The sequence below is a fragment of the Paenibacillus sp. FSL A5-0031 genome (genome assembly GCF_001956295.1).
Taxonomy (GTDB): Bacteria; Bacillota; Bacilli; order Paenibacillales; family Paenibacillaceae; genus Pristimantibacillus.
Map to the genome: position 1 here is coordinate 289,783 of NZ_MRTD01000009.1, position 23,155 is coordinate 312,937.

Sequence of the window (23,155 nt, forward strand, 5' to 3'; positions counted from 1 at the left end):
GCATAGAAAGCAAAGAGCTGGGGGAGATGTGAGGGTGGAGAAGTGGATTCGGAAAGCGATCATTCCTGCTGGGGGATTAGGGACAAGGTTTTTGCCGGCTACGAAAGCGCAGCCGAAAGAAATGCTGCCTATTATCGATAAGCCTGCTATTCAATATATCGTAGAAGAGGCTGTGAATTCAGGCATCGAGAGTATCGTAATCGTCAGCGGACGCAACAAACGGGCGATCGAGGACCATTTTGACAAATCTGCCGAGCTCGAAATGGAGCTGGAAGCGCGCCACAACGAAGAAATGCTGGAGATGGTGCGGAAAATATCACAACTGGCGGATATTTATTATGTTCGTCAGAAGGAGCCGCTTGGCCTTGGCCATGCAGTGCTTTGCGCACGCCGCTTCATAGCGGACGAGCCGTTCGCGGTATTGCTTGGCGACGATATTTTGAAAGCTGATCCGCCTTGCTTGCGGCAAATGATGGATGTGTACGAGAGGGAACAGTCATCTGTTGTAGCTGTGATGGAGGTGCCGTGGGATCAGACGCATAAATATGGTATTGTTGATATTGAACGGGATAAGCAGGTAGCGCGAGTACGCAACATCATTGAAAAACCGGCGCAAGGACAAGCCCCGTCCAACTATGCGGTTGTTGGACGCTACGTCCTTGATCCTGTCATATTTGATCTGCTTGAGAAAGCGACGCCAGGCAAAGCTGGGGAAATTCAACTAACGGACAGCTTGCAGCAATTAAACCATATCTCTTCTTTAATGGCTTATCGGTTCGATGGTATTAGACATGATGTAGGCGACAAGCTTGGTTTTGTACAAGCTACGATTGATTTTGCATTAGAGCGCGCGGATCTAGGCGATGAGGTCAGAAAGTACATGCTGGAGAGGCTGAAGGAAACGCAGTTCTAACCCATGAGAAATGAAAGCCGCCTATGAGCGGCTTTTTATTTTGTCTCATGGCCGGTTCGATGGTTAGAGTTTGAGATCATGTACGTACAAGTTTCGCATATGATATACTACAGGAATACAACTAACGGAGTTGAGGTGTGAAGTGAAGGAACAGCAAACGCCCAAATATATGCAATTAAAGCAGGAAATCATATCCTGGATCGTCACAGCGCAGTTTAAGCCGCACGAGAAGCTGCCATCGGAGAATGAGATCGGCAAGCAATTCGAGATGAGCCGGCAAACGGTGCGCCAAGCGCTCGGTGATTTGGAGCAGGAGGGCTGGCTCTACCGCGTACAAGGGAAAGGGACGTTCGTGTCGGATCAGTCTGCGCCGGAGCGGAAAAACTCATCCCAAGGGATGACGATCGGGATGATTACGACCCATATATCAGATTATATATTCCCGACCATCGTCAGAGGCGTTGAATCGAGCTTGCGCGCTGTAGGGGCAAGACTTTTGCTGGCGAGCACGGATAATGAAAAGGATAAAGAAAAGGACAGCTTGGAGTCGATGCTGCGCGAGCCGCTGACCGGGCTCATTATTGAGCCGACGAAGAGCGCGGAGGGCAACCCGAACTTTAATTATTTTTTGGCGCTCGATGCGCTCAAAATTCCATACATTATGCTCAATGAGCGATACAGCGACGTGGATGCGCCATGCTTGCGCGTGGATGACGAGCTTGGCGGCTATCGCGCCGCAGAGCATTTAATTAAGCTCGGCCATACGCGAATCGCTGGTTTTTTTAAGACGGATGACTTTCAAGGCGTACACCGGATGCGCGGTTTTTTACGGGCTCATCGGGAGCAAGGGCACACGGTTCCGCCGGATTATTTGCTGCGCTATACGACGGAGGAGAAGCAGGACAAGCCGATGCAGGCCTTGTTTGCGATGCTGCAGCGTGAGCCGGATCAACGGCCGACCGCTATTATTTGCTATAACGATGAGCTGGCTGTAAAAATGCTTGATATCGTAAGGCAGGCTGGCTTAACGGTGCCTGAGGATCTTTCGATTGTCGGTTTTGATGATGCGAATCTGGCTACGGCAACTGAAGTGAAGCTGACTACCGTTGCACATCCAAAAACCGAAATGGGCACGGATGCGGTCGAATTGCTGCTTAGTATGCTGGATAAGCAGCACCAGCGGCGACAAACGCAGGATAAAATATATGATCCGCAGCTCGTTGTACGTGATTCAACTAGACCGCCCCAAAGCTAAGCTGTTGCTGAACGGTTAATGCTTTTTAAATGAATGAATAAAAAAGACGTGACACACTTGTACGTACAACTTATAATAAAGCAAAGATATTCTATGGCGATGTCCGTATAAGTGAATGCGGATCAGCATGGAAATGTGAGCTTGAAGGGAGCGATAAGTGGTCATGTTAGAAGCATTGAAGCATGCGGTTTGGGAAGCGAATATGGATCTTCCAAAGTACGGATTAGTTACATTTACTTGGGGCAACGTCAGCGGTGTAGATAGAGAGTCTGGCTATGCGGTTATTAAGCCGAGCGGCGTTCCTTACGAGGAGTTAAAAGCCGAGCAGATGGTTGTCGTAGATTTGGATGGCCATGTGATTGAAGGAAATCTTCGACCTTCCTCGGACACGGCTACTCATGTGCTGCTCTACAAAGCGTTTCCTTCGATAGGCGGAATTGTACACACCCATTCGCCTTGGGCGACAAGCTGGGCACAGGCGGGGCGCTCTATTCCATCGCTTGGCACGACGCATGGCGACTATTTCTATGGCGAGGTGCCTTGCACACGCGCGATGACAGAAGCGGAAATCAACGGTGCATATGAGCTGGAAACGGGCAATGTCATCGTTGAGACCTTCAATAAAAACCATATCGATCCAAACCAAGTGCCTTCGGTGCTCGTAAACAGCCACGCTCCTTTTTGCTGGGGCAAAGACCCGCATAACGCCGTTCATAATGCGGTTGTGCTGGAGGAAGTGGCGAAGATGGCTCTTCATACGTATCAGCTTAACCCGAATGTTCAGCCGATGGATCAAGCTTTATTAGACCGACACTATTTACGCAAGCATGGAGCGAACGCCTACTACGGCCAAAAATAAGGAGGATTCGGATAATGAGCAAAAAATACGCAATTGGTGTAGACTACGGCACGCAATCGGGCCGAGCTGTTCTTGTGGATCTATCTAACGGTGCCGAGATAGCGGAGCATGTCACGCCGTATACTCACCACGTTATTGATGAGAAGCTTCCGGTATCTGGCATTAAGCTTGAGCATGACTGGGCGCTTCAGCATCCGCTTGACTATATTGAAGTGTTGGAATTGTCCGTTCCTGCTGTAATGAAGGAGTCGGGTATCCATGCTGCTGATGTCATCGGTTTAGGCATCGATTTTACAGCATGTACAATGCTTCCCATCGATGGAGAAGGGAATCCGCTATGTGTACAGGATGCCTACAAGGATAATCCGCATAGCTGGGTGAAGCTGTGGAAGCATCACGCTGCACAAGATGAGGCTAACCTTATCAACGAAATGGCAGCGCAGCGCGGTGAGAAGTGGGTGCCGCGTTATGGAGGCAAAATATCATCAGAGTGGATGATGGCCAAAGCTTGGCAGATTTTGAATGAAGCGCCGGACATTTATGAAACGGCAGATAAATTTGTTGAAGCGACGGACTGGGTTATTGGCCAATTGACCGGCAATATTGTTCGCAACAGCTGTACGGCCGGCTACAAAGGAATGTGGCATAAGCAAGAGGGCTACCCAAGCAAGGATTTTTTCAAAGCGCTTGATCCTCGTTTAGAAAACTTGACAGAAACGAAGCTGCGCGGCGAAGTTGTACCGCTTGGCTCGAAGGCTGGAGAATTGCTGCCTGATATGGCTGCACGCATCGGACTTGCACCAGGCACGGCGATCGCGGTTGGCAATGTGGATGCACATGCGGCGGTGCCAGGTGTTGGCGTCGTTACGCCAGGCAAGCTGGTTATGGCGATGGGCACATCGATTTGCCACATGCTGCTCGGAACGGAAGAGAAGGAAGTGGAAGGAATGTGCGGCGTCGTTGAGGACGGCATTATTCCGGGTTACTTTGGCTACGAAGCGGGACAATCAGCGGTTGGCGATATTTTTGAATGGTTCGTTGAGGAATCTGTTCCAGCCTACGTACTTCAAGAGGCAGAGCAGGCTGGCGAAAATGTACATGTTTATTTGACTCGCAAAGCCAGCGAGCTGAATGTTGGCGAATCCGGCGTTCTGGCGCTTGACTGGTGGAACGGAAACCGTTCGGTACTTGTAGATACGGATTTGACAGGTACCATTGTAGGCCTCACCTTGCTAACGAAGCCTTGGGAAATTTACCGCGCCCTTCTTGAAGCAACGGCATTTGGCACACGCAAAATCGTCGATGCGTTCCACAGCAACGGGGTTGAAGTAAATGAATTGTACGCATGCGGCGGACTGCCGCAGAAGAATGCGCTGCTCATGCAGATTTATGCGGATGTAACGAATCGCGAGATCAAGGTCGCAGCATCCAAGCAAACGCCTGCACTTGGTGCAGCGATGTTTGGAGCAGTAGCAGCTGGTGCCGCAAAGGGCGGTTTCGACAGCATTGTTGATGCGGCTCAGAAGATGGCTCGTGTACGCGAAGAAACGTTCAAGCCGATTCCGGCAAACGTTGCAGTTTACGAGAAGCTGTATGCGGAATATAATTTGCTGCACGACTACTACGGACGCGGCGCAAATGATGTAATGAAACGCCTTAAGGTTATAAAAGAAGAGCAAGCTTAGGCAGCTATTATTCAATCATCTATATACCAAAAAAACGACTCCAGCATTTAATTATGCGAGGGAGTCGTTTTTTTTATTAATTTCTAGATTTTTCCACTATTCTTGTCGAAATTGTACAGAATTTGTACAGATGTGAATGTTATTATAGGTCGTCGGACTTATAAAAAATAGACAGAAGAAAGTAGACAACTTTTGAAAGCGATCTTAATAGTAAAGGAGAGTACGTGAATGAAGGAAGATGGTAGGTCTATGGAACCAAGGAGTTCTAGGAACAGAGGTCGAATGAACAGCAGACTGTGGCGAAAACGGTTATTTACCGCATTTATGGCATTTGCGGTGCTGCTCGTTCAGCTTTTCCCTGTTCCATACGCAGCAAGTGCTGCAGCGATTGATACAGGAGCGACTTATTTTACCGGTACGGATAACTGGGGCGGCGGAGCTGCGAATAGTGCAGCTGACGGCGATGTAGACAGCAGCACGGGGAACAGTATGGCTCTTTATCCAATCGAATTTAAAATTAAAGACATTAAAGCCAAACCTACAAAAAGCGCTTATATGCTTATACGGGCTCTTGATGTAGACGAATACGATGAATCAAACAAAAGCGGTACAGGCGAGTGGGACCGTGTATATTTCTCATCTAACCCTGCAGATATTGCATTAGGTGCACCTACAACCCCATGGCCAGCAAATTTTGGGTCTGCTACATACAAGAAGGAATTCCCTCAAGCATTTAACTTGGGCGCTTTATCCGGAAAAAATGATGTGTGGAATACGACCGTTCTGGAAATTAAACCTGATCAATGGAATAGTATCGTCGCCAATCAGGATTTATATGTTGGCATTTCCGTACATCATTATTTCATGAATACTTCTAATTTCAACAGCGGCTGGGTGACGACCATCGATTGGGGTCAGCTTGTCATTGACGGCGGCGTGAGAGAGACCGGAGAAATTACCGGAGCCGCTGTTGCTGTTACGAAAGACAAAGTAACGATAAATACAGGTTTCTTGCCTAAACAAGACGGAAACTTTTATATGGAAGTCAACGTCATTGAGAAAACGAAAGTCGGCAATGAGATTAGGGAGAAAAACTTGGATTTGTCGCAGAAGTACTTTAGCGGCTCCAAGCAAGGAACCGAGCAGAAATGGGACAACATTGTACTTAATGCTCCTGGAGCAGATCCAAGCAAAGAATACACGGTAAATATTATATTGTTCGACAAGCAGCCAGATAAGAATGAGCCTGGAACAGCTCAGCATATTTATTCGATGTCTACGTTTGACCCTGCGGTAAAAGATATTGCAAAACCGGGACCTCAATACGAGCCAACGAATTTTACGCTAACGGACTTCAGCAGCAAATATTATCGTGTAACAGGTGAAGCACAAGCTGCTAAGCTTGAAAAAGTGAAAATCGTTTCGCTTCCTAGCGGCGGCAAGCTCCAGCTTGCAGGAGTGGATGTTAAATTAGATGACGAAATCGCTAAGGCAGATGTCGCTCAATTGACCTTCGTTCCAGATGCAGCAGGTTTAACGGGCACGACTTCATTTAAGTGGAATGGCTATGATGGAAGCAAGTACGCAGCTATCGATGGGACGGTAACGATTACTGCAAATGCCGCTCCTGTTGTAACAGATATGAATAAAGCTATTAATCAAGGTGAAGCACTTACATTTACAGCTTCAGATTTCACAAGCCAGTATACGGATGCAACTTTGCCAAAGGAAAACTTAAGTAAGGTGAAAATCGTTTCATTGCCGGCGCCAGCTGCCGGTAAGCTGATGATTACAAACGGTGGTTCTGCTGCAGCTGTGGCCGTGGGCGATGAAATCAGTGCAGTTGATTTGGGCAAGCTGAGCTTTGTTCCTACGAGCAATGCCAGCGGTGCAGTTTCGTTTGAGTGGAATGGCTCAGACGGCGTTCAGTATGCGAAGGATAACAAGCAAGTGACCATTGCTATTAATACGGCGCCAATTGTTAGTAACATTTCTTTTGCAGCTATAGCTGGCAATACGGTTCAAATGAAAGCTACCGATTTCACTAATGCGAATGCATATAGCGATGCGAATGGCGATGCACTGACAAAAGTACGTATTAACCTGCCAGCCAACTTTTCCAATAGCGGAAAGCTGCGTTATACATCCGAAGGGGTGGACTACGTAGTATCTTCTAATACTGAAATTTCTTTAACGGAATTAAATACGCTGCGTTTCGTTCCAGCTGCAAATTTGGCGGAAGAAAGCACAGTTGCCTTCACTTGGGATGGATTTGATGGCAAACAGTATTCTTTATCGCCAGCAAATGTGAGCATTACTTATACGAACGACCCTGTCGTGAGCAACATTGCGAAGGACGGCCTTCAATATGAGCCGACTGCTTTTACAGCTAACGAGTTTAGAAGCCAATATGCGAAAGCAAACGGTGCTGCTAATTTCAATGGACTTCAGCGTGTGAAGATAGTTACTCTGCCAGCAGTGGGACAAGGCTCCTTATTCCTAGGCAGCAAGGCAGTTGAAGCCGGTGATGAAATTGCGATCGGTGAAGTGGATACGTTATCCTTTGTTCCAGCTGATGCTGGGTTCACAGGTACGGCAGCATTTAATTGGAATGGTTATAATGGATCGAAATACGCGAAGCAGCCAGCTGCGGTAACTATTAAAGCGAACGCTGCTCCAACGGTAGAACAGATTAACAAGGAGATATTGAAAGGCGGCACGGTGCCTTTTGCAATTAAGGACTTTACGGATTCGTACAGCGATTCCAACAGTGAGAGCTTAAGCAGAGTAAAGCTCGTATCGCTCCCAGATCCTGCAAAAGGCAAGCTTGTTTTTCAAATAGGCAATGGTCCAGTTTATGAGATTACGACTGCCGGCTTTGTCATTAAAGCAAGTGACTTAGATGGTTTGACTTTTGTGCCTGCTGTAGGGGTGACGGGTTCAGTAACATTCGACTGGAACGGCTCGGACGGCAAGCAATATGCGAAGGAAAACAAGAAAGTTACGATTACCATTAATACTCCGCCAGTCTTAGATGACATTATAAAAGCGGGACTTTCCGGTGAAATTATTGCTTTTAAAACAACGGATTTCACGGAATCGCCTCGTTACACAGATGCAGATGGCGATTTGCTGAAAGAAGTTGCGATTATTGTTCCAGCAAATTTCAATCAGAGCGGAACGCTTTGGTATACACCTTCTGTTGGTGAGTCAGTCTATTTGATGCCAGGCAGTACTGAAATCATTGCAAAAAGCGATTTGGAAAGTCTTAAATTCCAGCCTTCAACCTCATTAGCAGAAGGAAGCACAGTTGAATTTGGTTGGAGGGGCAGCGATGGGAAACAATTTGCAGAAGCGGCTGCTGCAATCACGATTGGCTACAACGGCAAGCCGGTTGCAGAACCAATCACTGTAAATGTTGCCGAAGGCACAACTGATATTATTATTGTTTTTAAAGGTTCAGATCGCGAGACAGTTACGAAGCTTGTTTACGGTTTAGAGAGCAATCCAGGCAAAGGTACGCTAGAGCCTGCCGATTATAATGTATCAGGTGATACATGGATCTATAAACCGGGTTCGGATTTTATATCTGGACAGGATAGCTTTACGTACACTGTAACGGATGGAGATAATCAAGTTTCAGCTCCTGCAACGGTAACGATTAATATTCATAGAGCGCTCGATGGATGGGCCGGAGACAAAGCGCAGGGCCAGGTAGATGTATTAAAAATCATTCCAGGCGAACAGCTTAAGCTGAGTGCTGTCAGTTCCTTGCTTGCTAAGAGCGTTACGGCGAATGTGAACGGTATTATCGTACCGCTTACGCTTGTCAATCAGGATACCTTCGTAGCAGACGGCTATAAGAAGTGGGAAAATACAACGTATTTACTTCCTGAATTAACAGCAGCAAGCAAATACGAAGTTACATTCAGGGCATTGGACGTTGAAGGAGCCTTATTGCCTTCAGAGACAAAATTAGCGGATAACAGCTTTGAAGTGGTTAAAGCGGTACTGGCGTTAACCGCAAGTCCAGAGAAAATTTTGGGCGATGGCAAATCAACTACCGAGCTATCGGCATTGCTAACAAATGCCGATGGCACTCCAATTAAAGGTGTAACGGTTATTTTTGAAGCTCCTGCAGGTAAAGGGACGTTTGTTGGTGGAAACACCGCGGTCACTGACGCGCAAGGAATAGCGAAGGTTACGTACAAATCACAGCAAATTACAGGCATCAACGAGCAGCATATTCCGATTCAAGCGAATGTGTACAACAAAGAGCGTGGCTTGAAGGAGCAGGATGAGATCATCATTACTTTCTTGCCTGCGGCAGTTAAAGGCTTTATTACAAAGGGTGATACGAATTCGCCAATTGCTGGCGTGAGTGTTCGCGTAACGCTTGATCTAGATGGCGACGGCGTTATCACTCCAGGAACAGACTTTGATGAAACGGTTATTACCGATGCTAGCGGAGCTTATTATGTCGTGGTTCCGAAAGGCGATGTCGTTTATGAGCTGGAAGTGACGCAAACGGTTGATGTTGGCGGCGTTCCTACACCTGTAACCTACAAGCAATCGGCTCAAGTTGGAGAAGTAACAGGAGCAGGCGAGGAAAACTTTGAATCCGAGAAAACGGTAACAGGTATCGTGCTGCTTAAGCAGCCAGATGGCAAGTCCTCGTTGTTTAACAGTGATCTGCTTGCTAAAACAAATATTTATTTGAAACAAGCGGATGGCAGCTACATTTCCGAAGGCGGAGCTCCGAAAGCATTTGCACTTAGCCCGCAAGGCGTATTTAATGCGAATGGGCTTGCTATTGGAGAATACGAGCTGGAAATTAGATATGAAGTTGAACCTGGCAAGGAAATAATTTTCAGCCATGCTGCGGTCAAAGTAACCGCTTCAGGGGAAATGAATATTTCTGAGGCGCTTGTCGATCCATATGGTACGGTTACTAATTCGGTTACAAAAGCAGTAATTGAAGGTGCATCCGTTGTCCTTTATTACGCGGACACAGCAAGAAATAAAGGCAAAGGGATTATACCTAACACGGAGGTTGTTTTGCCGGCTCTCGTTGGTTTTGCACCAAATGACAATGCGAGTCCAGAACAGCTGACGGATGCACACGGTTTCTATGCCTATATGGTGTATCCAGAAACGGACTATTATCTTGGCGTAATGAAGAATGGGTTCTATAACTATAAAAGCCCAGTTCTCTCCGTTGAATGGGAGATTGTCAAACATGATCTAGAGCTGACGCCTTTTGAGGCAAATGTTCCATCTGCCAATCCTGCGCTCACTCTTTCAGTCGACAAGAACAAAGTAAAAGAAGGAACAACGTCGACTCTAACGGTGGATTACAAAAACAGCTCCAGCAGTCCAATGGCAGCAGGAGAAATCAGGGTCAAGATTCCAGCGGGCGCAGTTGTTGTGGATGCAGCTGGCGGAATCGTAACAGACAACACCATTGTATGGAAAATAACAAATGTACAAGGCGGACAGAACGGCAGCTTCAAAGTGGTCATCGAATGGCCGCTTATGAAAGCAGCAGATACGGCATTTGATATTTCGGGTGAATTTATCGGGAATAATGCCACTGTCCAATCATCAGTAAAAGTAAATGTATTCTCAGATCGCTTCGGAGAGCTTACTCATACTCGTTATATTCTTGGATACCCGGATAAGGAATTCAAGTCAGAAGGCTCATTGACTCGTGCGGAGCTTGCAGCAATTGTTGCAAGACTATCTGGAAACGAGAAAGTGGAGGAGCCGCTTTCATTTAACGATATTCGCAAAGGTCACTGGGCGACGAACTACATCCAAAGCGTTACGGTAAACGGCTACTTCGGCGGATATGAAGACGGCTCTTTCCGTCCAGATGCTGCAGTTACAAGAGGAGAGCTTGCAGCGGTTATGGCAAGGTTCCTCAAGCTTGAAGTGAGCGCGCCTGCGACAGCCCACTTTAAGGATACTTCAGGCTACTGGGCAGCGGACACGATCGAAGCTTTGTTTAACGGCAAGTTTTTAACCGGTTATCCGGATGGAAGCTTTAAGCCGAAAAAAGAAATTACTCGTGTTGAGGCAGTTACGATGATCAATCGTATGCTTTATCGCGGTCCACTTCAGGGGCTGGCTCCATTGTTCCCTGATATGCCGCAAAGCCACTGGGGCTTTGGCGATGTACAGGAAGCAACGATCTCACACAAAGCTGATCGCAAGGAAGACGGCAGCGAAAAATGGATCGAAAGCATCAATGATAGCGTGAAATAAAGAGCATTAATAGAAGCAGTCTATCTGTTCACAGTGTTTTGTGAACAAGATAGGCTGCTTTTTTAAATATGGCTCCATTTCCCACTATAAAAAAATGGAGATCATTTACTTTTTGATATAGAATAGATAGATATGTTTAGAGAGAAACGTGGGCTGGGGGATGAACGGAAGTGTATTGCCATCATTGTGAAAAAAAACAGACGGATGATGCCATTTATTGCAGCCAGTGCGGCAGATTGCTTGCTGATGGAGAAGAAACTGCAGCGGCTCTAAGTACTGAGCGATCTATGCTGTTATCGGAGCAGGTTGCTTCTGTAGAGATAGACGAAGCAAGCCAGCAGCCGAGCAAGCCTAAAAAAACGCGGAGACGTAGAGCTAAGAGCTCTATTTTGGCATGGCTGATGCCTATCATTTTAGCACTTGTTACCGCTGGTTCCGTATTTAGTTACTATATATATCAATCCGAAATAAATGATAGAGTCATCAAGCTTCATGTTGAGGCGAAGGCGGAGGCGCTAGCAGGGAAATATGACAAAGCGCAGAAGCTGCTGCAGGAAGCCTCGGATGCGCGTCCAGGCTTTGGCGCTCTACAGAAGGATGCGGAGATCGTTGCCCTTGTCGCAGAGCTGGCACAGTCAATTACAGCTGCGGGGAAGCAGCTGGAGGAGCGGAAGCTTGAAGATGCAGAACAGACACTGGAGCGGATTAACGGTGAATTAAAGGGTCATAAAGAGCCAATCTATATAAAGATTAAGCATCAGCTTGACAACTATAACGTTAAACTTGGTGTCATGAGGCTGACGGAAGAGCTAGCAGATCTGAATACAGTGGATGAGCTGGAGTCAAGGCTTAACATTGCGAATCAATTAGACGGTGAAGAGGCGCTAGCTGTAAAAGAGCAAATTGTCGCCAAAATCGTCGATATAAGCTATAAGGATGCTGAAGCATTACTTAAGAAAAAAAATTATTCGGATGCGTTGGCACTGACGGACCGAGCGCTGCTTTTTGCCAAGGATAATGAGCGGATTATGTCACTGGCCAAAAAGATAACTGATGCACAGGCAGATTACGAGAAACGGGAACAGCGAAGATTAGAGCAAGCGATGCAGCAGGCTGCAGCAGAGGATCTAAAAAATCAGACGGCAGCCGTCGAGGTTGTTAAAATCGAATCGACGCTCGATGAGTTCGGAGATTTAAATATAGTAGGCGAGCTGAAAAATGCCGCTACACGGCCTATTTATTCGATTAGCGTTCAATTTATCGTCTACGATGCTGACGGCAAAGAGGTAGGCAAGGGCAAGGCAGAGGCAACGCCGGATTATGTTGATCCAGGCCAGAAAATCACCTTTAATAGTACGGTATATGGTGTTTATGTAGAGAATACAACCGTCGTCGTTGATCACGCGACTTGGTATTTGGATTAAGGGGAAGATGTGATGAGAAAACGAGCTTGGATTAGCGTCATCGCTTCTACTCTCATTGTATGTGGAGGATTGGCTGCAGCGTTAGCCATTCATTCAGAGGTGCCAAACAGGCTGACGGGAAAGCCGTTGCTTGCGGTAGCTGATGAGACGAAGCAGAAGTCTCTTAAGGATATTATTTTTGAAACGCAGAAGCTGGTCGTCATGATTGAGAATGAAAATGGGGATCAAGGCTCAGGCTTCCTTTATAATAAGCAAGGGGATCTCATTACGAATGCGCATGTCGTCGCTGGCTCCCATACTGTGAAAATTAAAACGGCGGATGCGCGCGAGCTGGACGGAAAAGTCATTGGCATTAGCACGGAAACGGATATTGCGGTTGTTCGTGTGAAGGAACTGGCTGGAACGGAGCCGCTGCAGGTAGAGCGTAAAGAAAGAGCGGAAGTCGGGGACGAAGTGCTTGCTGTTGGCAGTCCGCTCGGATTTCAAAATACGGTTACTACCGGTATTGTCAGCGGACTAGGAAGAACGTTCAAAATTGATTCCTACTTGTATTCGGATCTCTATCAAATTTCCGCGCCAATTGCTCCTGGCAACAGCGGTGGACCGCTCGTTGATCAGAAAACGGGATCGGTGCTTGGCATTAACTCTGCCGGTTATGAGCAAGGTTCAATTGGCTTTAGTATCCCCATTGCGAATGTAATCGATATCGCTGAAGGCTGGTCTACTAAACCGATGACTAAGCTGCCTGATCTGGAGCTTTCGGATAAGGAACTGAAGATGGAAGATGAAGCGAAGATTGAGGAATATGCTGATTATCTCGTCACTCATTTTTATGATAGTCTGAACAATGCCGATTATGTCTATGCTTATTCATTGCTAGGCGGCAATTGGAAGGAAGGGACGAGCTACGAGAAGTTCAGGGCAGGTTACTTGGGGACGCTGAATGTAGTCATCGAAAATATGCATGTGACGGAGAGCAGAGAAGACAAAGCTACCGTTATCGCTGTTATTTCAGTAGATGAGCGGGTAGAAGGCAAATATGTGTTAAGCAAATACCAAGTGACCTATGAGGTGGGCTACGAGAACGATCAATTAAAGCTGCTGAGCGGCAAAGGTAAGGCTATTAAGTAAAAGAATAACGTTTAAAAAGCTAGAAAAAGTCGGTCAGGGGAGACCGCTTTTCCTAGCTTTTTTTGTATAGCTGTGGGGCGTCTTTAATGAGGAGTATATCGATCGATCATCAGTTTTAATTAGTTTTCTATGCTTGTATTTTCGATTTCATCCTCGCGCAAAACAGGGCTTAAGAAGAGCTCAAGTGCTACAGAGTCATTGCGCTGAAGCGGGAAGCTGAGCAGCGATGCTGGAATTACGCGTCCATTCAGTACAAGTTGATAGCTGGTATTGCCGCCAATAGGGACTCCACTAACGGAATTAATTTGACCATTGAAGCTGAAGCTAACAACCCCCGTTTCCGCTAGAGCCTGATAGATGCTCAAACCCGGTCGGAAAGGAATGCGATACGCCTCCGTTATGCTAGGAAACGCTCTTCCACCGTTTATGAGAACCGTTACGGTCGCCTGCGGTCCCGCAGATGGGAACAGCCATGGCCCACCGATCCAGAAGCCCCCCGGCCCAAAGCCGCCGGGACCGCCTGGCCCAAAGCCGCCGGGACCGCCCGGCCCAAAGCCGCCGGGACCACCCGGGCCAAAGCCGCCGGGTCCGCCCGGCCCAAAGCCGCCGGGACCGCCCGGCCCAAAGCCGCCGGGTCCCCCTGGCGCAAAGCCGCCGGGTCCCCCTGGCGCAAAGCCGCCGGGTCCCCCTGGCCCAAAGCCGCCGGGTCCCCCTGGTCCAAAGCCGCCGGGACCGCCCGGCCCAAAGCCGCCGGGACCGCCCGGCCCAAAGCCGCCGGGACCGCCCGGCCCAAAGCCGCCGGGACCGCCCGGCCCAAAGCCGCCTTGCTGAGGCGTTGGCGTGATCATTCGAGGTCCGCCACAACCGCAGCCCTTGGTAGCTGGACGAGAATTCACATTATTAGCATAAGTATATTCCATGAGAGTACTCAGACTCCTTTACATCACAAATTAGGCATATATCCTACTGTAACGTATGCGGCGAATGCCTATGAGGTGAGTGTGCTTATGAGGCGGGAGTAAAAGGAAAACTAGTATTTCTTGTTGAGCTTAACGGACATCAGTTCCGCTATTTTGGCTTAAAACGTCAGTTTAGCCTACTAACGGACATAGGATACGTTATTACCCTCAAAATGAGCTCAATTAGCCCTAATTCCAGCAAATAAAGGATCCTATGTCCGTTAAAACTTCAATTTGCGTATATTTCGCCAAATAGAGGAACCTATGTCCGTAAGGAGAGACAACCTGACCTTTATCCAGTACGGAAGCACAAATGTATCTAAGGAGAGACAACCTAACTGTTATAGAACACGGAAGCACAAATGTACCTAAGGAGCGACAACCTAACTGTTATAGAATACGGTAGCACAAATGTACCTAAGGAGCGACAACCTAACTGTTATAGAATACGGAAGCACAAATGTATCTAAGGAGAGTCAACTTAACCTTTATCGATTATGGAAGCACAAATGTACCTATAAGGAGAGACAACTTAACTGTTACCGAATATGGAAGCGCATATGTCCCTAAGGAGAGGCAACCTAACTGTTTTAGAATACGGAGGCACAAATGTACTTAAAGGAGAGACAATCTAACTGTTATAAAATACGGAAGCACAAAAGTACCTAAGCAGAGACAACATAACTGTTATAGAATATGGAAGCACAAATGCTCCTAAGGAGACCAACCTAACCTTTTTTGAAAACAGAGAGTCCTATGATTGTAAGGGGATCAACCAAACCTTTAGCAACAAATAGATCTCCTGTCTTATTAAGGAGAGCGTCCGTGATTATATCGAAAACAGATGAGCCAATGTTCATAATGAGATCATCCTCTCCTTTATTAAAAGCAAAGGAACCAATGTCTGACCTATGTCTGTAATTGCGATCGCAACCAAACTTTTATCGGAGACAGAAGCTCCTATGTCCATAAGTTTCAAATACTCCAACAGCCATCCCAAAATCACACAAGCTAGCTAGTCGGAAAATAAAAGAATACACTCTGCCACACTATGTCTATCATTTGTATATATTTGCCTATAGCGAATCAGTCCCTATATAATGATATGAAAATATTTACAGAAGGTGGTTTTTGCGTGAGTCAGCTGCGGGGCATTATATTGGAAGGATTTTCGCATGCAGGTAAAACATCGGTATTGAAGTCGTTAAAGCTCATGCAAGCGCAGGACGAATCAGCAGAGCGTAGTGTTATCGTTTTAAGCGAGCATTATTCACAGGTGCTGCATAACGTGCGTGGTCAGTTTATAACATCAAGTCACGAAGAACATCTCCAATTGTTGAATGAAAGAGTTGCTATACTGAGGCAATTATATGAATGGTCAACTAAGCTTGGGATAGCTTCACGCGGCTCGCGAGGTGTATTCTTTATACTAGAAAGGTTTCATTTAAATCATAGAGTTGCCTATTCTGATAAAACTACTAATGAAATTGAAGCTATCGAAAAGGAACTCTTACACTTTGGGGCAAAATGTGCTTTATTAACGATATCTCCGGAAATAGCCGAACTAAGAATACAAAGCCGCACGCCTGATGAATGGTCGAATAAGAGTAGTGAAGAAATTAAAGCAGCAGCAGATGAACTGCTAGCAACTCAATGGAGACTGCGAAAAGCAGCAGCAAACTCAGTCATTCCTACTCTAGAAATCAATACGGATAACAAGGATTGGGACACATACACAAAAGAAATCATTCGTTTGTTGGACTAATATATTAAGCCAGCAATTAATGAGCATCATATGCACATTGTCAGAGCTGTGCTTCAACTTCTTGCATCATAAGCGCATTGTCAGTGTTACACTCCAACTCCCTGAACCTTAGCAGATAGGAAAGAGTGTAATTCAACGTCCTGCAACAGAAGCAGATAGGCAGAGTTGTACTTCAACTTCCAGCACCCTAAGTGCATAAGCAACATCGTAACCCAACTCCAACTCCCGCGCCTTATACACAATGTCAGCATTCCACTCTTTTCTCTGCACTTAAGCACTTAAGCAACTTTGCACTCCAACACTCAGCACCTAATAAGCACTATAAAAAATAAAAAAACCGGCGCTTGCCTCATTAAAGAGGCAAGCGCCGGTTTGGAACATCAATATTATTTAACAGCTGCTTCGTAACGTTTGCCAACTTCATCCCAGTTAACTACGTTCCAGAACGCTGCGATGTAATCAGGGCGTTTGTTTTGGTAGTTCAGGTAGTAAGCGTGCTCCCATACATCAAGACCAAGGATTGGCGTTTCGCCTTCCATGATCGGGCTGTCTTGGTTTGGCAAGCTGTATACTTTCAATTTGCCGTTTGCAACTGCTAGGAATGCCCAGCCGCTGCCGAAACGTGTTGTTGCTGCTTTTGCGAAGTCAGCTTTGAAAGCTTCAAAGCCGCCTAGCTCGCTTTCAATTGCTGCTGCAAGAGCGCCAGTAGGTGCTCCGCCAGCGTTTGGAGCGATTGTTTCCCAGAACAAGCTGTGGTTAGCATGTCCGCCGCCGTTGTTGCGAACAGCAGTACGGATTGCTTCAGGAACGCTAGCAAGATCGGAGATCAAATCTTCGATTGATTTGCTTTGCAATTCTGGAGCGGACTCCAAAGCAGCGTTAAGGTTAGTCACGTAAGCGTTATGGTGACGGCCGTGGTGAATTTCCATTGTAGTCGCATCGATATGCGGCTCAAGTGCGTTGTGCGCGTACGGCAAAGCAGGTAGTTGATGTGCCATTTTTTACAGCCTCCTAATTATATGTAGTTATCCAAGTCCATTATCCCTTATCCGATTGAATAAATCAACATTATTGTTTCAAAAGTCGAATGGGCTAAAACGATCAAACATAACCTAAAATAGGGTATCTCGACGCTAGCTAAAATATACAGATTAGGAAGATAGAACTGCATTTATAGAGAAATAAATGGATTAAATTGTTGTAAGCGCTTAATATTAAGCGTTTACACGAGATAATTGATGATTTCTTTAATTTTTTTAAGGAATATTAAAGATTGAAGCAGGATTTCGTTTAATTTTGTCGTAATATATTTTAAATGCAATACTATGACATGGTATAGAAGGTGTAATTTTAATGAATGTTCGTTCCTTCCAGTTGTCCGATTACCGATCAATTACAGCACTGCTTGAAGAGGTTCTAACAGAAGAGTGCTACGAACAAACGATGGAAGCTTTTGCCCGCCAGTTGTCATGGGATAGTGATTTAGTATTAGTCGCTGTCGAAAATTCCGAAATTGTGGGCATGATTATCGGTACGATTGATAATAACAAAGGTTATTATTATCGAATTGCTGTATCTCCTCTCCACAGGCGGAAAGGAATCGGTAAAACGCTTATCCAGGCATTGCGCCAGCGCTTCGAACAGCGCCGTGTCACAAAGATACTAATTACCGCGGACGAGCACAACGAGCCAGTTTTACCGCTGTACGAGTCGATGGGGTATGTAGCCAACGATTTTATCAGATCTTTTCAGAAATTGAGCATTGTAGCTGGTTAACGCGAACTTTACTGCATGTAAGTTGTACGCAGGGCATATCTGCATCGCCATTGCTTTTGGCGGTCAGATATGCTTTTCTTATTACTATATACATTTATGAGGAGAACGGGATGGAACCATATCGGCACTGTGTCATCAAAAGCTTCAAACATAACGGTCACATTCACCGTATATGGCAACAGAATTGGCTTGTGCCCGATGAGCTGCTTGACGAGCAGCATAAAGCGGAATCCATTAAGGTGCTCATAAACCGTCAAACGCCGATTCAAGAGTCGGATGGTAAGATATGGATCAGCCGCGTCCCAGCAGTCTCCTTTTTTATACCGGGGCAGTGGTTCAACGTTGTGGCTCTGCTAGAGGACGGAGGCGTCCGCTACTATTGCAATATTGCCTCACCGCTGTACATTCAGGGTGATGTGCTTACCTATATCGATTATGATTTGGACGTTATTCGTACAGTTGATGGTGGAAGAACAGTCGTCGATCAAGATGAATATGAGATGCACAAAGCGGCTTACCACTATCCGAAAATGGTCGAAGAAAAGGTGCATGAGGGTCTTGATGCGCTTTTGAAGCGGATGGATCAAGGGCAATCGCCTTTTCAGGATAAGCTTGTGCTGAAGTATTATGAGGATTGGCTGAAACGAAGTGAAGAGGTGGAACAATGAGCCTTGAGGACCAGAATCGCAAGCCAAGTAATGAAAAAGCAGGAATCAGTGTAGATGCGGGATTATCTGCCCATACTGTTGCAAGCAATCGCTCCAATTGGCTCGCAGAACTGTTCGATTGGTCGAAAACATTGGTTGTTGCATTTGCTGTGGTGCTGCTTCTGCATTTTTTTGTATTTAACCTCTCGAAGGTAGAAGGTCATTCGATGGAGCCGACGTTAACGGAGCATGAGTGGCTGTTTGTTAATAAATTTGTATACCTCGTCGGCAAGCCCAAGGTTGGTGATGTCGTTATTTTGAAGGAACCGGATATGGGGGAAGACGAGGAAAAGTTTCTTGTAAAAAGGATCGTTGGGGTTTCCGGTGATCGTATTGAAATCCATAATAAACAATTGTACCGTAACGGCGAGCTAGTGGACGAGCCTTACACGGATTCATTAATAGAAGATATGAGCTACGGGCCTGAAGTAATTAGCGAAGGAAACTATTTTGTAATGGGAGATAATCGACATGCTAGGGCGAGCTTGGACAGCCGGACGTTTCATGCTGTGCCAGAAGAGCTGATTCGCGGCAGAGCCGATTATATTTTATGGCCTTACAAAAAGATAAGAGCGCTTTAACCACTTTTTGTGTGAAAAGCTGGGTGCTGACGAGGTAATTTTGCATGTGCAACGTTACGCTGCTGCTTACGAAGTAAGTTTGCTACCGCAAACTTTTAGGAGGGATTCTTATGAAGGACGTTATGATCTATACGGACGGTGCATGCTCTGGCAATCCGGGGCCGGGCGGCTGGGGAGCAGTGCTGTTTTTTGGCGTTCATCAGAAAGAAATTTCAGGTGGAGAGAAACACTCGACGAACAATCGTATGGAAATCCAAGCAGTAATCGAAGGGTTGAAGCTGCTTAAGGAGTCCTGTAAGGTGACGGTGTATAGTGATTCAGCGTATGTCGTGAATTGCTTCCAGAAAGGCTGGATACACGGCTGGCTGCGCAACGGCTGGAAGAACAGCAAGAAGGAACCTGTTGAGAATCAAGAGCTTTGGAAAGCGCTTTGGGAGCTTATGCAGCGTCATAAAGTAGAATACGTAAAGGTAAAAGGCCATAGCGATAATGAATGGAATAATCGTTGTGACGAGCTGGCTCGTGAAGCAATTAAAAGGTTATAGATGATGACAGATAGATGGGCAAGGCTGAAGGAAGAGATGATTGCGGCGGCACCAAGCCTCGGCATCGACAAGATTGGGATCGCTTCTGCAGATCCATTCACATCATTAAAGCAGATTTTGCTTAGGCACCGCGAGCTCGGAAGAGAGTCTGGCTTCGAGGAGCCCGACATTGAGAAAAGAACGAATCCAGCGCTGTTGTTTGAAAATCCGCAGTCGATTATTGCAATAGCCATTGCCTATCCATCCAAGCTGAAGGACCCTCCTAAATCAGAGCCGGGTGCAAGGCGAGGCATTATGTCACGTTCGGCTTGGGGAGAAGATTACCATAAAGTGCTGCGCGATCGGCTTGCTAAGCTGGAAGCATGGCTAAGGGAGCGAATGCCGGATTTGCGCGTGGAAAGCATGGTCGATACCGGCGCATTGTCGGATCGCGCCGTTGCTGAGCGTGCAGGCATTGGCTGGAGCGCTAAAAACTGTGCAATCATATCGCCGGAGCTCGGCTCGTGGATTTACCTCGGTGAGATGATTACCAATGTTCCATTTGAACCGGATGAACCGATAACGGAAAGCTGCGGCAGCTGCACCAAATGTATTGACGCTTGCCCGACGGATGCACTAGTTGGACCGGGGCAATTGAATTCAAGCCGCTGCATCTCCTTTGTTACACAAACGAAGGGAATGATATCGGACGAGTTCATGCGAAAAATCGGCAATCGGCTTTATGGCTGCGATACATGCCAGACGGTCTGCCCGATAAACCGCGGCAAAAACTGGACGCATCAACCAGAACTGCAGCCGGATATGGAATTAGTGAAGCCGCTGCTCGTTCCGCTTCTAACGATAGGCAACAAGGAGTTTCAAGCCAGATATGGCCGGACATCCTCCGCTTGGCGGGGCAAGAAGCCGATTCAGCGCAATGCAGTAATTGCGCTCGGCAACTTTAAAGAGGCTAGCGCAGTACCGGATTTGATCCGGGTGCTGGAGCAGGATCCTCGCCCGGTGCTCCGCGGCACAGCTGCATGGTCGCTTGCGCGAATTGGCGGCGAGCAGGCAAAGTCTGCATTGCTTGGAGCCTCAGTAAAGGAAACGGATGAGGAAGCACTGCAGGCGATTGCGAATGCCATTGCTCAATTAAGCACGATTCCAGAAGAGAACTTGGAAGCAGGTGGCGCAAGTGAGTGAACGACTTTACACGGCTGAGATCGATTCGCCTATCGGGCCGATGACGTTAACGGCAACGGACAAAGGAATTTGCCACTTGGACTTTGCTCCTTACGATTTGGCTTTAGAGAAACTAGAGCAGTGGACGAAGCGTGTATTTGGGCACGCTGGCGCGGATATTACGCGGGTCGAAGCAGCCTCTCATGATCAGCTGAATGAAGCAGCAAGGCAGTTGGCGCTTTATTTTGCCGGAGAGCTTCAGCAATTCGATCTGCCTATTCAAATGTATGGCACACCGTTTCAGCAGAAGGTGTGGGCAGCTTTGCAGCAAATCCCTTATGGGGAAACGCGTACTTATAAGGATATCGCTGTGATGCTGGATCAGCCTGGAGCTATGCGTGCCGTAGGTGGAGCGAACAATCGCAACCCTGTCTCGATCATCGTGCCTTGTCATCGCGTGATTGGGGCAAGCGGCCAAATGATCGGTTATGGCGGAGGTCTTCCTATTAAAATCGCGCTGCTTGATCTGGAAAAGAGTGCGAAATAAGAGCATCAAAAAATGTCACAAAAAGGTTAAGCGGAGCGCCAGCATGTTCATTGCGAACAAGAGGTGAACATGCTATCATGGGAACATTATACACAGCAGGAGATTTGGAAAGGGTCAGGTGAAAGGTATGTCGTGGGTGAATATTGTTGTACCAATTGTTACTTTAATTGCAGGAGCTGTTGGGGGCTTTTTTGTAGGCGTATTCTATCTGCGGAAGCAGCTTGAGAAAATGCAAAACGATCCAGAAATGATTCAGAAAATGGCGAAGCAAATGGGCTACAATCTGAATAAGCAGCAAATGCAAAAAGCGCAGCACATGATGAAAAACCAAAAGATGCCTCGCAGATAAAGAAAGACGCGGGGGGACCGGAAGGAGAGTTCAGAAATGGCGGGAAAGAAAGATTACGTCAATTCGAGTGTTTCGAGCAACCGGGAGCAAATTGAACATCACATAAGAGAAATATTAAAACTTGTCGGTGAAGATGTAGAGCGTGAAGGCTTGCTGGAAACACCCGCTCGTGTGACTCGAATGTATGAGGAGATTTTTGCCGGATATGAGGTTGATCCTCGTGAGGTGCTGGGCGTTACGTTCGATGAGCAGCATGAAGAGCTTGTCATTGTAAAAGATATCGTTTATTACAGTCAGTGCGAGCATCATATGGCGCCGTTTTTCGGAAAAGCGCATATTGGCTACATTCCTAGCGGCAAAATCGCTGGTCTTAGCAAGCTTGCTAGACTCGTAGAGGCGATTACTCGCCGCCTGCAGGTGCAAGAGCGGATTACATCACAAATTGCGGATATCCTTACTGAGGAGCTGCAGCCGCATGGCGTCATGGTCGTCGTGGAAGGCGAGCATTTGTGCATGTGCTCACGCGGAGTGAAGAAGCCTGGCAGCATGACCGTAACGTCTGCTGTAAGAGGCGACTTCCGCAGCAATCCTGCGCTGCGCTCCGAGTTTTTGACATTATTAAAGCAATAGACGATATAAACAAGCAAAAACGCCTTCAGCGTCTTCTGGATGTTGAAGCAGCTTTGACGAAGAAATATAAGATAAGTATGAGAAAATGATATACTTTCTTATATTTCAAGCAAAAACGCCTTCAGCGTCTTCTGGATGCTGAAGCAGCTTTGACGGAGAAATATAAGAAAAGTAGGAGAAAATAAACTGACCCCTTAGTCAAGGACACTTTGAAAAAAAGAGCACTAAGCCACACTTAAGAGATGATTCCTGTACTGAACAGGAGGGATAAAGACCTTCTTATGAAGTTTTACGCGCTTCTGCTTCATTAACGATTCAATGGTATTTGTGACTAAAGGCAATTGGAGGGATACGGAGAGATTTCGGGCTAGAAGTTCCCCTGTAGAGGCGTCCAAAATGGTCGACAAATAAGCCGTCTGTGATTTTCCATACGGAAGATAGGTGATATCCGTGAGTAAAACAAGGCCTGGGATTCCCTTCTTAAAGTCCCTCTGCAGCTTATTTGGGAGCGTGCGATGTTCGAGTGTAGCTTTGGTCATAAGTCGATACGGGTTAGGTTTTCGATGAGGACAAACGAGGTCAAATTTTTTCATTAGCCTTT

General features: G+C 46.7%; 18 protein-coding genes and 1 pseudogene. 16 read left to right on the plus strand and 3 right to left on the minus strand.

Translation table 11 applies throughout. The features are described 5' to 3' along the window. The first annotated feature begins 34 nt into the window (after positions 1-34). The 7 genes from galU (at position 35) to BK120_RS17975 (ending at position 13,534) form a co-directional block, all read left to right on the plus strand. Entirely contained in the window at positions 35-913 is an 879-nt protein-coding gene (gene galU, locus BK120_RS17945) for a UTP--glucose-1-phosphate uridylyltransferase GalU (RefSeq protein ID WP_076268852.1), read from the plus strand. A gap of 142 nt (positions 914-1,055) precedes the next feature. After that, positions 1,056-2,168, plus strand: a complete 1,113-nt coding sequence (locus BK120_RS17950) for a GntR family transcriptional regulator (RefSeq protein ID WP_076268853.1) — start codon at positions 1,056-1,058, stop codon at positions 2,166-2,168. Between the two features lie 163 nt (positions 2,169-2,331). After that, entirely contained in the window at positions 2,332-3,027 is a 696-nt protein-coding gene (gene araD / locus BK120_RS17955; RefSeq protein WP_076268854.1) for an L-ribulose-5-phosphate 4-epimerase, read from the plus strand. Positions 3,028-3,041: 14 nt separating this feature from the next. Then, positions 3,042-4,712 (plus strand): ribulokinase, encoded by a 1,671-nt coding sequence (locus BK120_RS17960; RefSeq protein ID WP_076268855.1) that lies wholly within the window; start codon positions 3,042-3,044, stop codon positions 4,710-4,712. A gap of 282 nt (positions 4,713-4,994) precedes the next feature. Beyond that, positions 4,995-10,979, plus strand: a complete 5,985-nt coding sequence (locus BK120_RS17965; protein ID WP_076268856.1) for an S-layer homology domain-containing protein — start codon at positions 4,995-4,997, stop codon at positions 10,977-10,979. A 170-nt stretch (positions 10,980-11,149) separates the two neighbouring features. Next, complete coding sequence (locus BK120_RS17970; protein WP_076268857.1) at positions 11,150-12,403, plus strand: FxLYD domain-containing protein; 1,254 nt, start codon at positions 11,150-11,152, stop codon at positions 12,401-12,403. 12 nt (positions 12,404-12,415) lie between these two features. Then, positions 12,416-13,534: a S1C family serine protease gene (locus BK120_RS17975; protein WP_076268858.1), complete on the plus strand. Its 1,119-nt coding sequence runs from the start codon at positions 12,416-12,418 to the stop codon at positions 13,532-13,534. Positions 13,535-13,653: 119 nt separating this feature from the next. On the opposite strand, the gene BK120_RS35305 is transcribed toward BK120_RS17975, so the two are convergent. Beyond that, entirely contained in the window at positions 13,654-14,454 is an 801-nt protein-coding gene (locus BK120_RS35305) for a hypothetical protein (RefSeq protein WP_076268859.1), read from the minus strand. Positions 14,455-15,652: 1,198 nt separating this feature from the next. Between BK120_RS35305 and BK120_RS17985 the strand changes: the two genes are divergently transcribed. After that, positions 15,653-16,258, plus strand: coding sequence for a hypothetical protein (locus tag BK120_RS17985; protein ID WP_256710935.1), 606 nt, complete (start codon positions 15,653-15,655; stop codon positions 16,256-16,258). A gap of 386 nt (positions 16,259-16,644) precedes the next feature. Here the strand turns inward: BK120_RS17985 and BK120_RS17990 are convergent, their stop codons facing one another. Then, entirely contained in the window at positions 16,645-17,256 is a 612-nt protein-coding gene (locus BK120_RS17990) for a superoxide dismutase (RefSeq protein ID WP_076268860.1), read from the minus strand. A 355-nt stretch (positions 17,257-17,611) separates the two neighbouring features. Here BK120_RS17990 and BK120_RS17995 point away from each other — a divergent pair, with 355 nt between their 5' ends. The 8 genes from BK120_RS17995 to folE all read left to right on the plus strand — a co-directional run bounded on the left by BK120_RS17995 (position 17,612) and on the right by folE (position 22,554). After that, entirely contained in the window at positions 17,612-18,034 is a 423-nt protein-coding gene (locus tag BK120_RS17995; RefSeq protein ID WP_076268861.1) for a GNAT family N-acetyltransferase, read from the plus strand. Positions 18,035-18,144: 110 nt separating this feature from the next. Next, on the plus strand, positions 18,145-18,702 hold the full coding sequence (locus BK120_RS18000) for a DUF402 domain-containing protein (RefSeq protein ID WP_076268862.1): 558 nt from the start codon (positions 18,145-18,147) through the stop codon (positions 18,700-18,702). Continuing rightward, complete coding sequence (lepB, locus tag BK120_RS18005) at positions 18,699-19,322, plus strand: signal peptidase I (RefSeq protein WP_083682143.1); 624 nt, start codon at positions 18,699-18,701, stop codon at positions 19,320-19,322. The genes BK120_RS18000 and lepB overlap by 4 nt, the downstream gene beginning before the upstream one ends. A 110-nt stretch (positions 19,323-19,432) precedes the next feature. Next, on the plus strand, positions 19,433-19,867 hold the full coding sequence (gene rnhA / locus BK120_RS18010; protein ID WP_076268863.1) for a ribonuclease HI: 435 nt from the start codon (positions 19,433-19,435) through the stop codon (positions 19,865-19,867). After that, positions 19,868-21,049, plus strand: coding sequence for a tRNA epoxyqueuosine(34) reductase QueG (queG, locus tag BK120_RS18015; RefSeq protein ID WP_256710936.1), 1,182 nt, complete (start codon positions 19,868-19,870; stop codon positions 21,047-21,049). After that, positions 21,042-21,575 (plus strand): methylated-DNA--[protein]-cysteine S-methyltransferase, encoded by a 534-nt coding sequence (locus BK120_RS18020; protein ID WP_076268864.1) that lies wholly within the window; start codon positions 21,042-21,044, stop codon positions 21,573-21,575. Before queG ends, BK120_RS18020 begins: the two co-directional genes overlap by 8 nt. A 127-nt stretch (positions 21,576-21,702) precedes the next feature. Next, positions 21,703-21,924 (plus strand): YneF family protein, encoded by a 222-nt coding sequence (locus BK120_RS18025; protein ID WP_053372732.1) that lies wholly within the window; start codon positions 21,703-21,705, stop codon positions 21,922-21,924. 36 nt (positions 21,925-21,960) lie between these two features. Next, a complete protein-coding gene (gene folE / locus BK120_RS18030; protein ID WP_076268865.1) occupies positions 21,961-22,554 on the plus strand; it encodes a GTP cyclohydrolase I FolE in 594 nt (197 codons plus the stop codon). 224 nt (positions 22,555-22,778) lie between these two features. Here folE and BK120_RS35750 read toward each other — a convergent pair. Beyond that, positions 22,779-23,155: pseudogene (locus tag BK120_RS35750) on the minus strand (hypothetical protein); the annotation flags it as partial.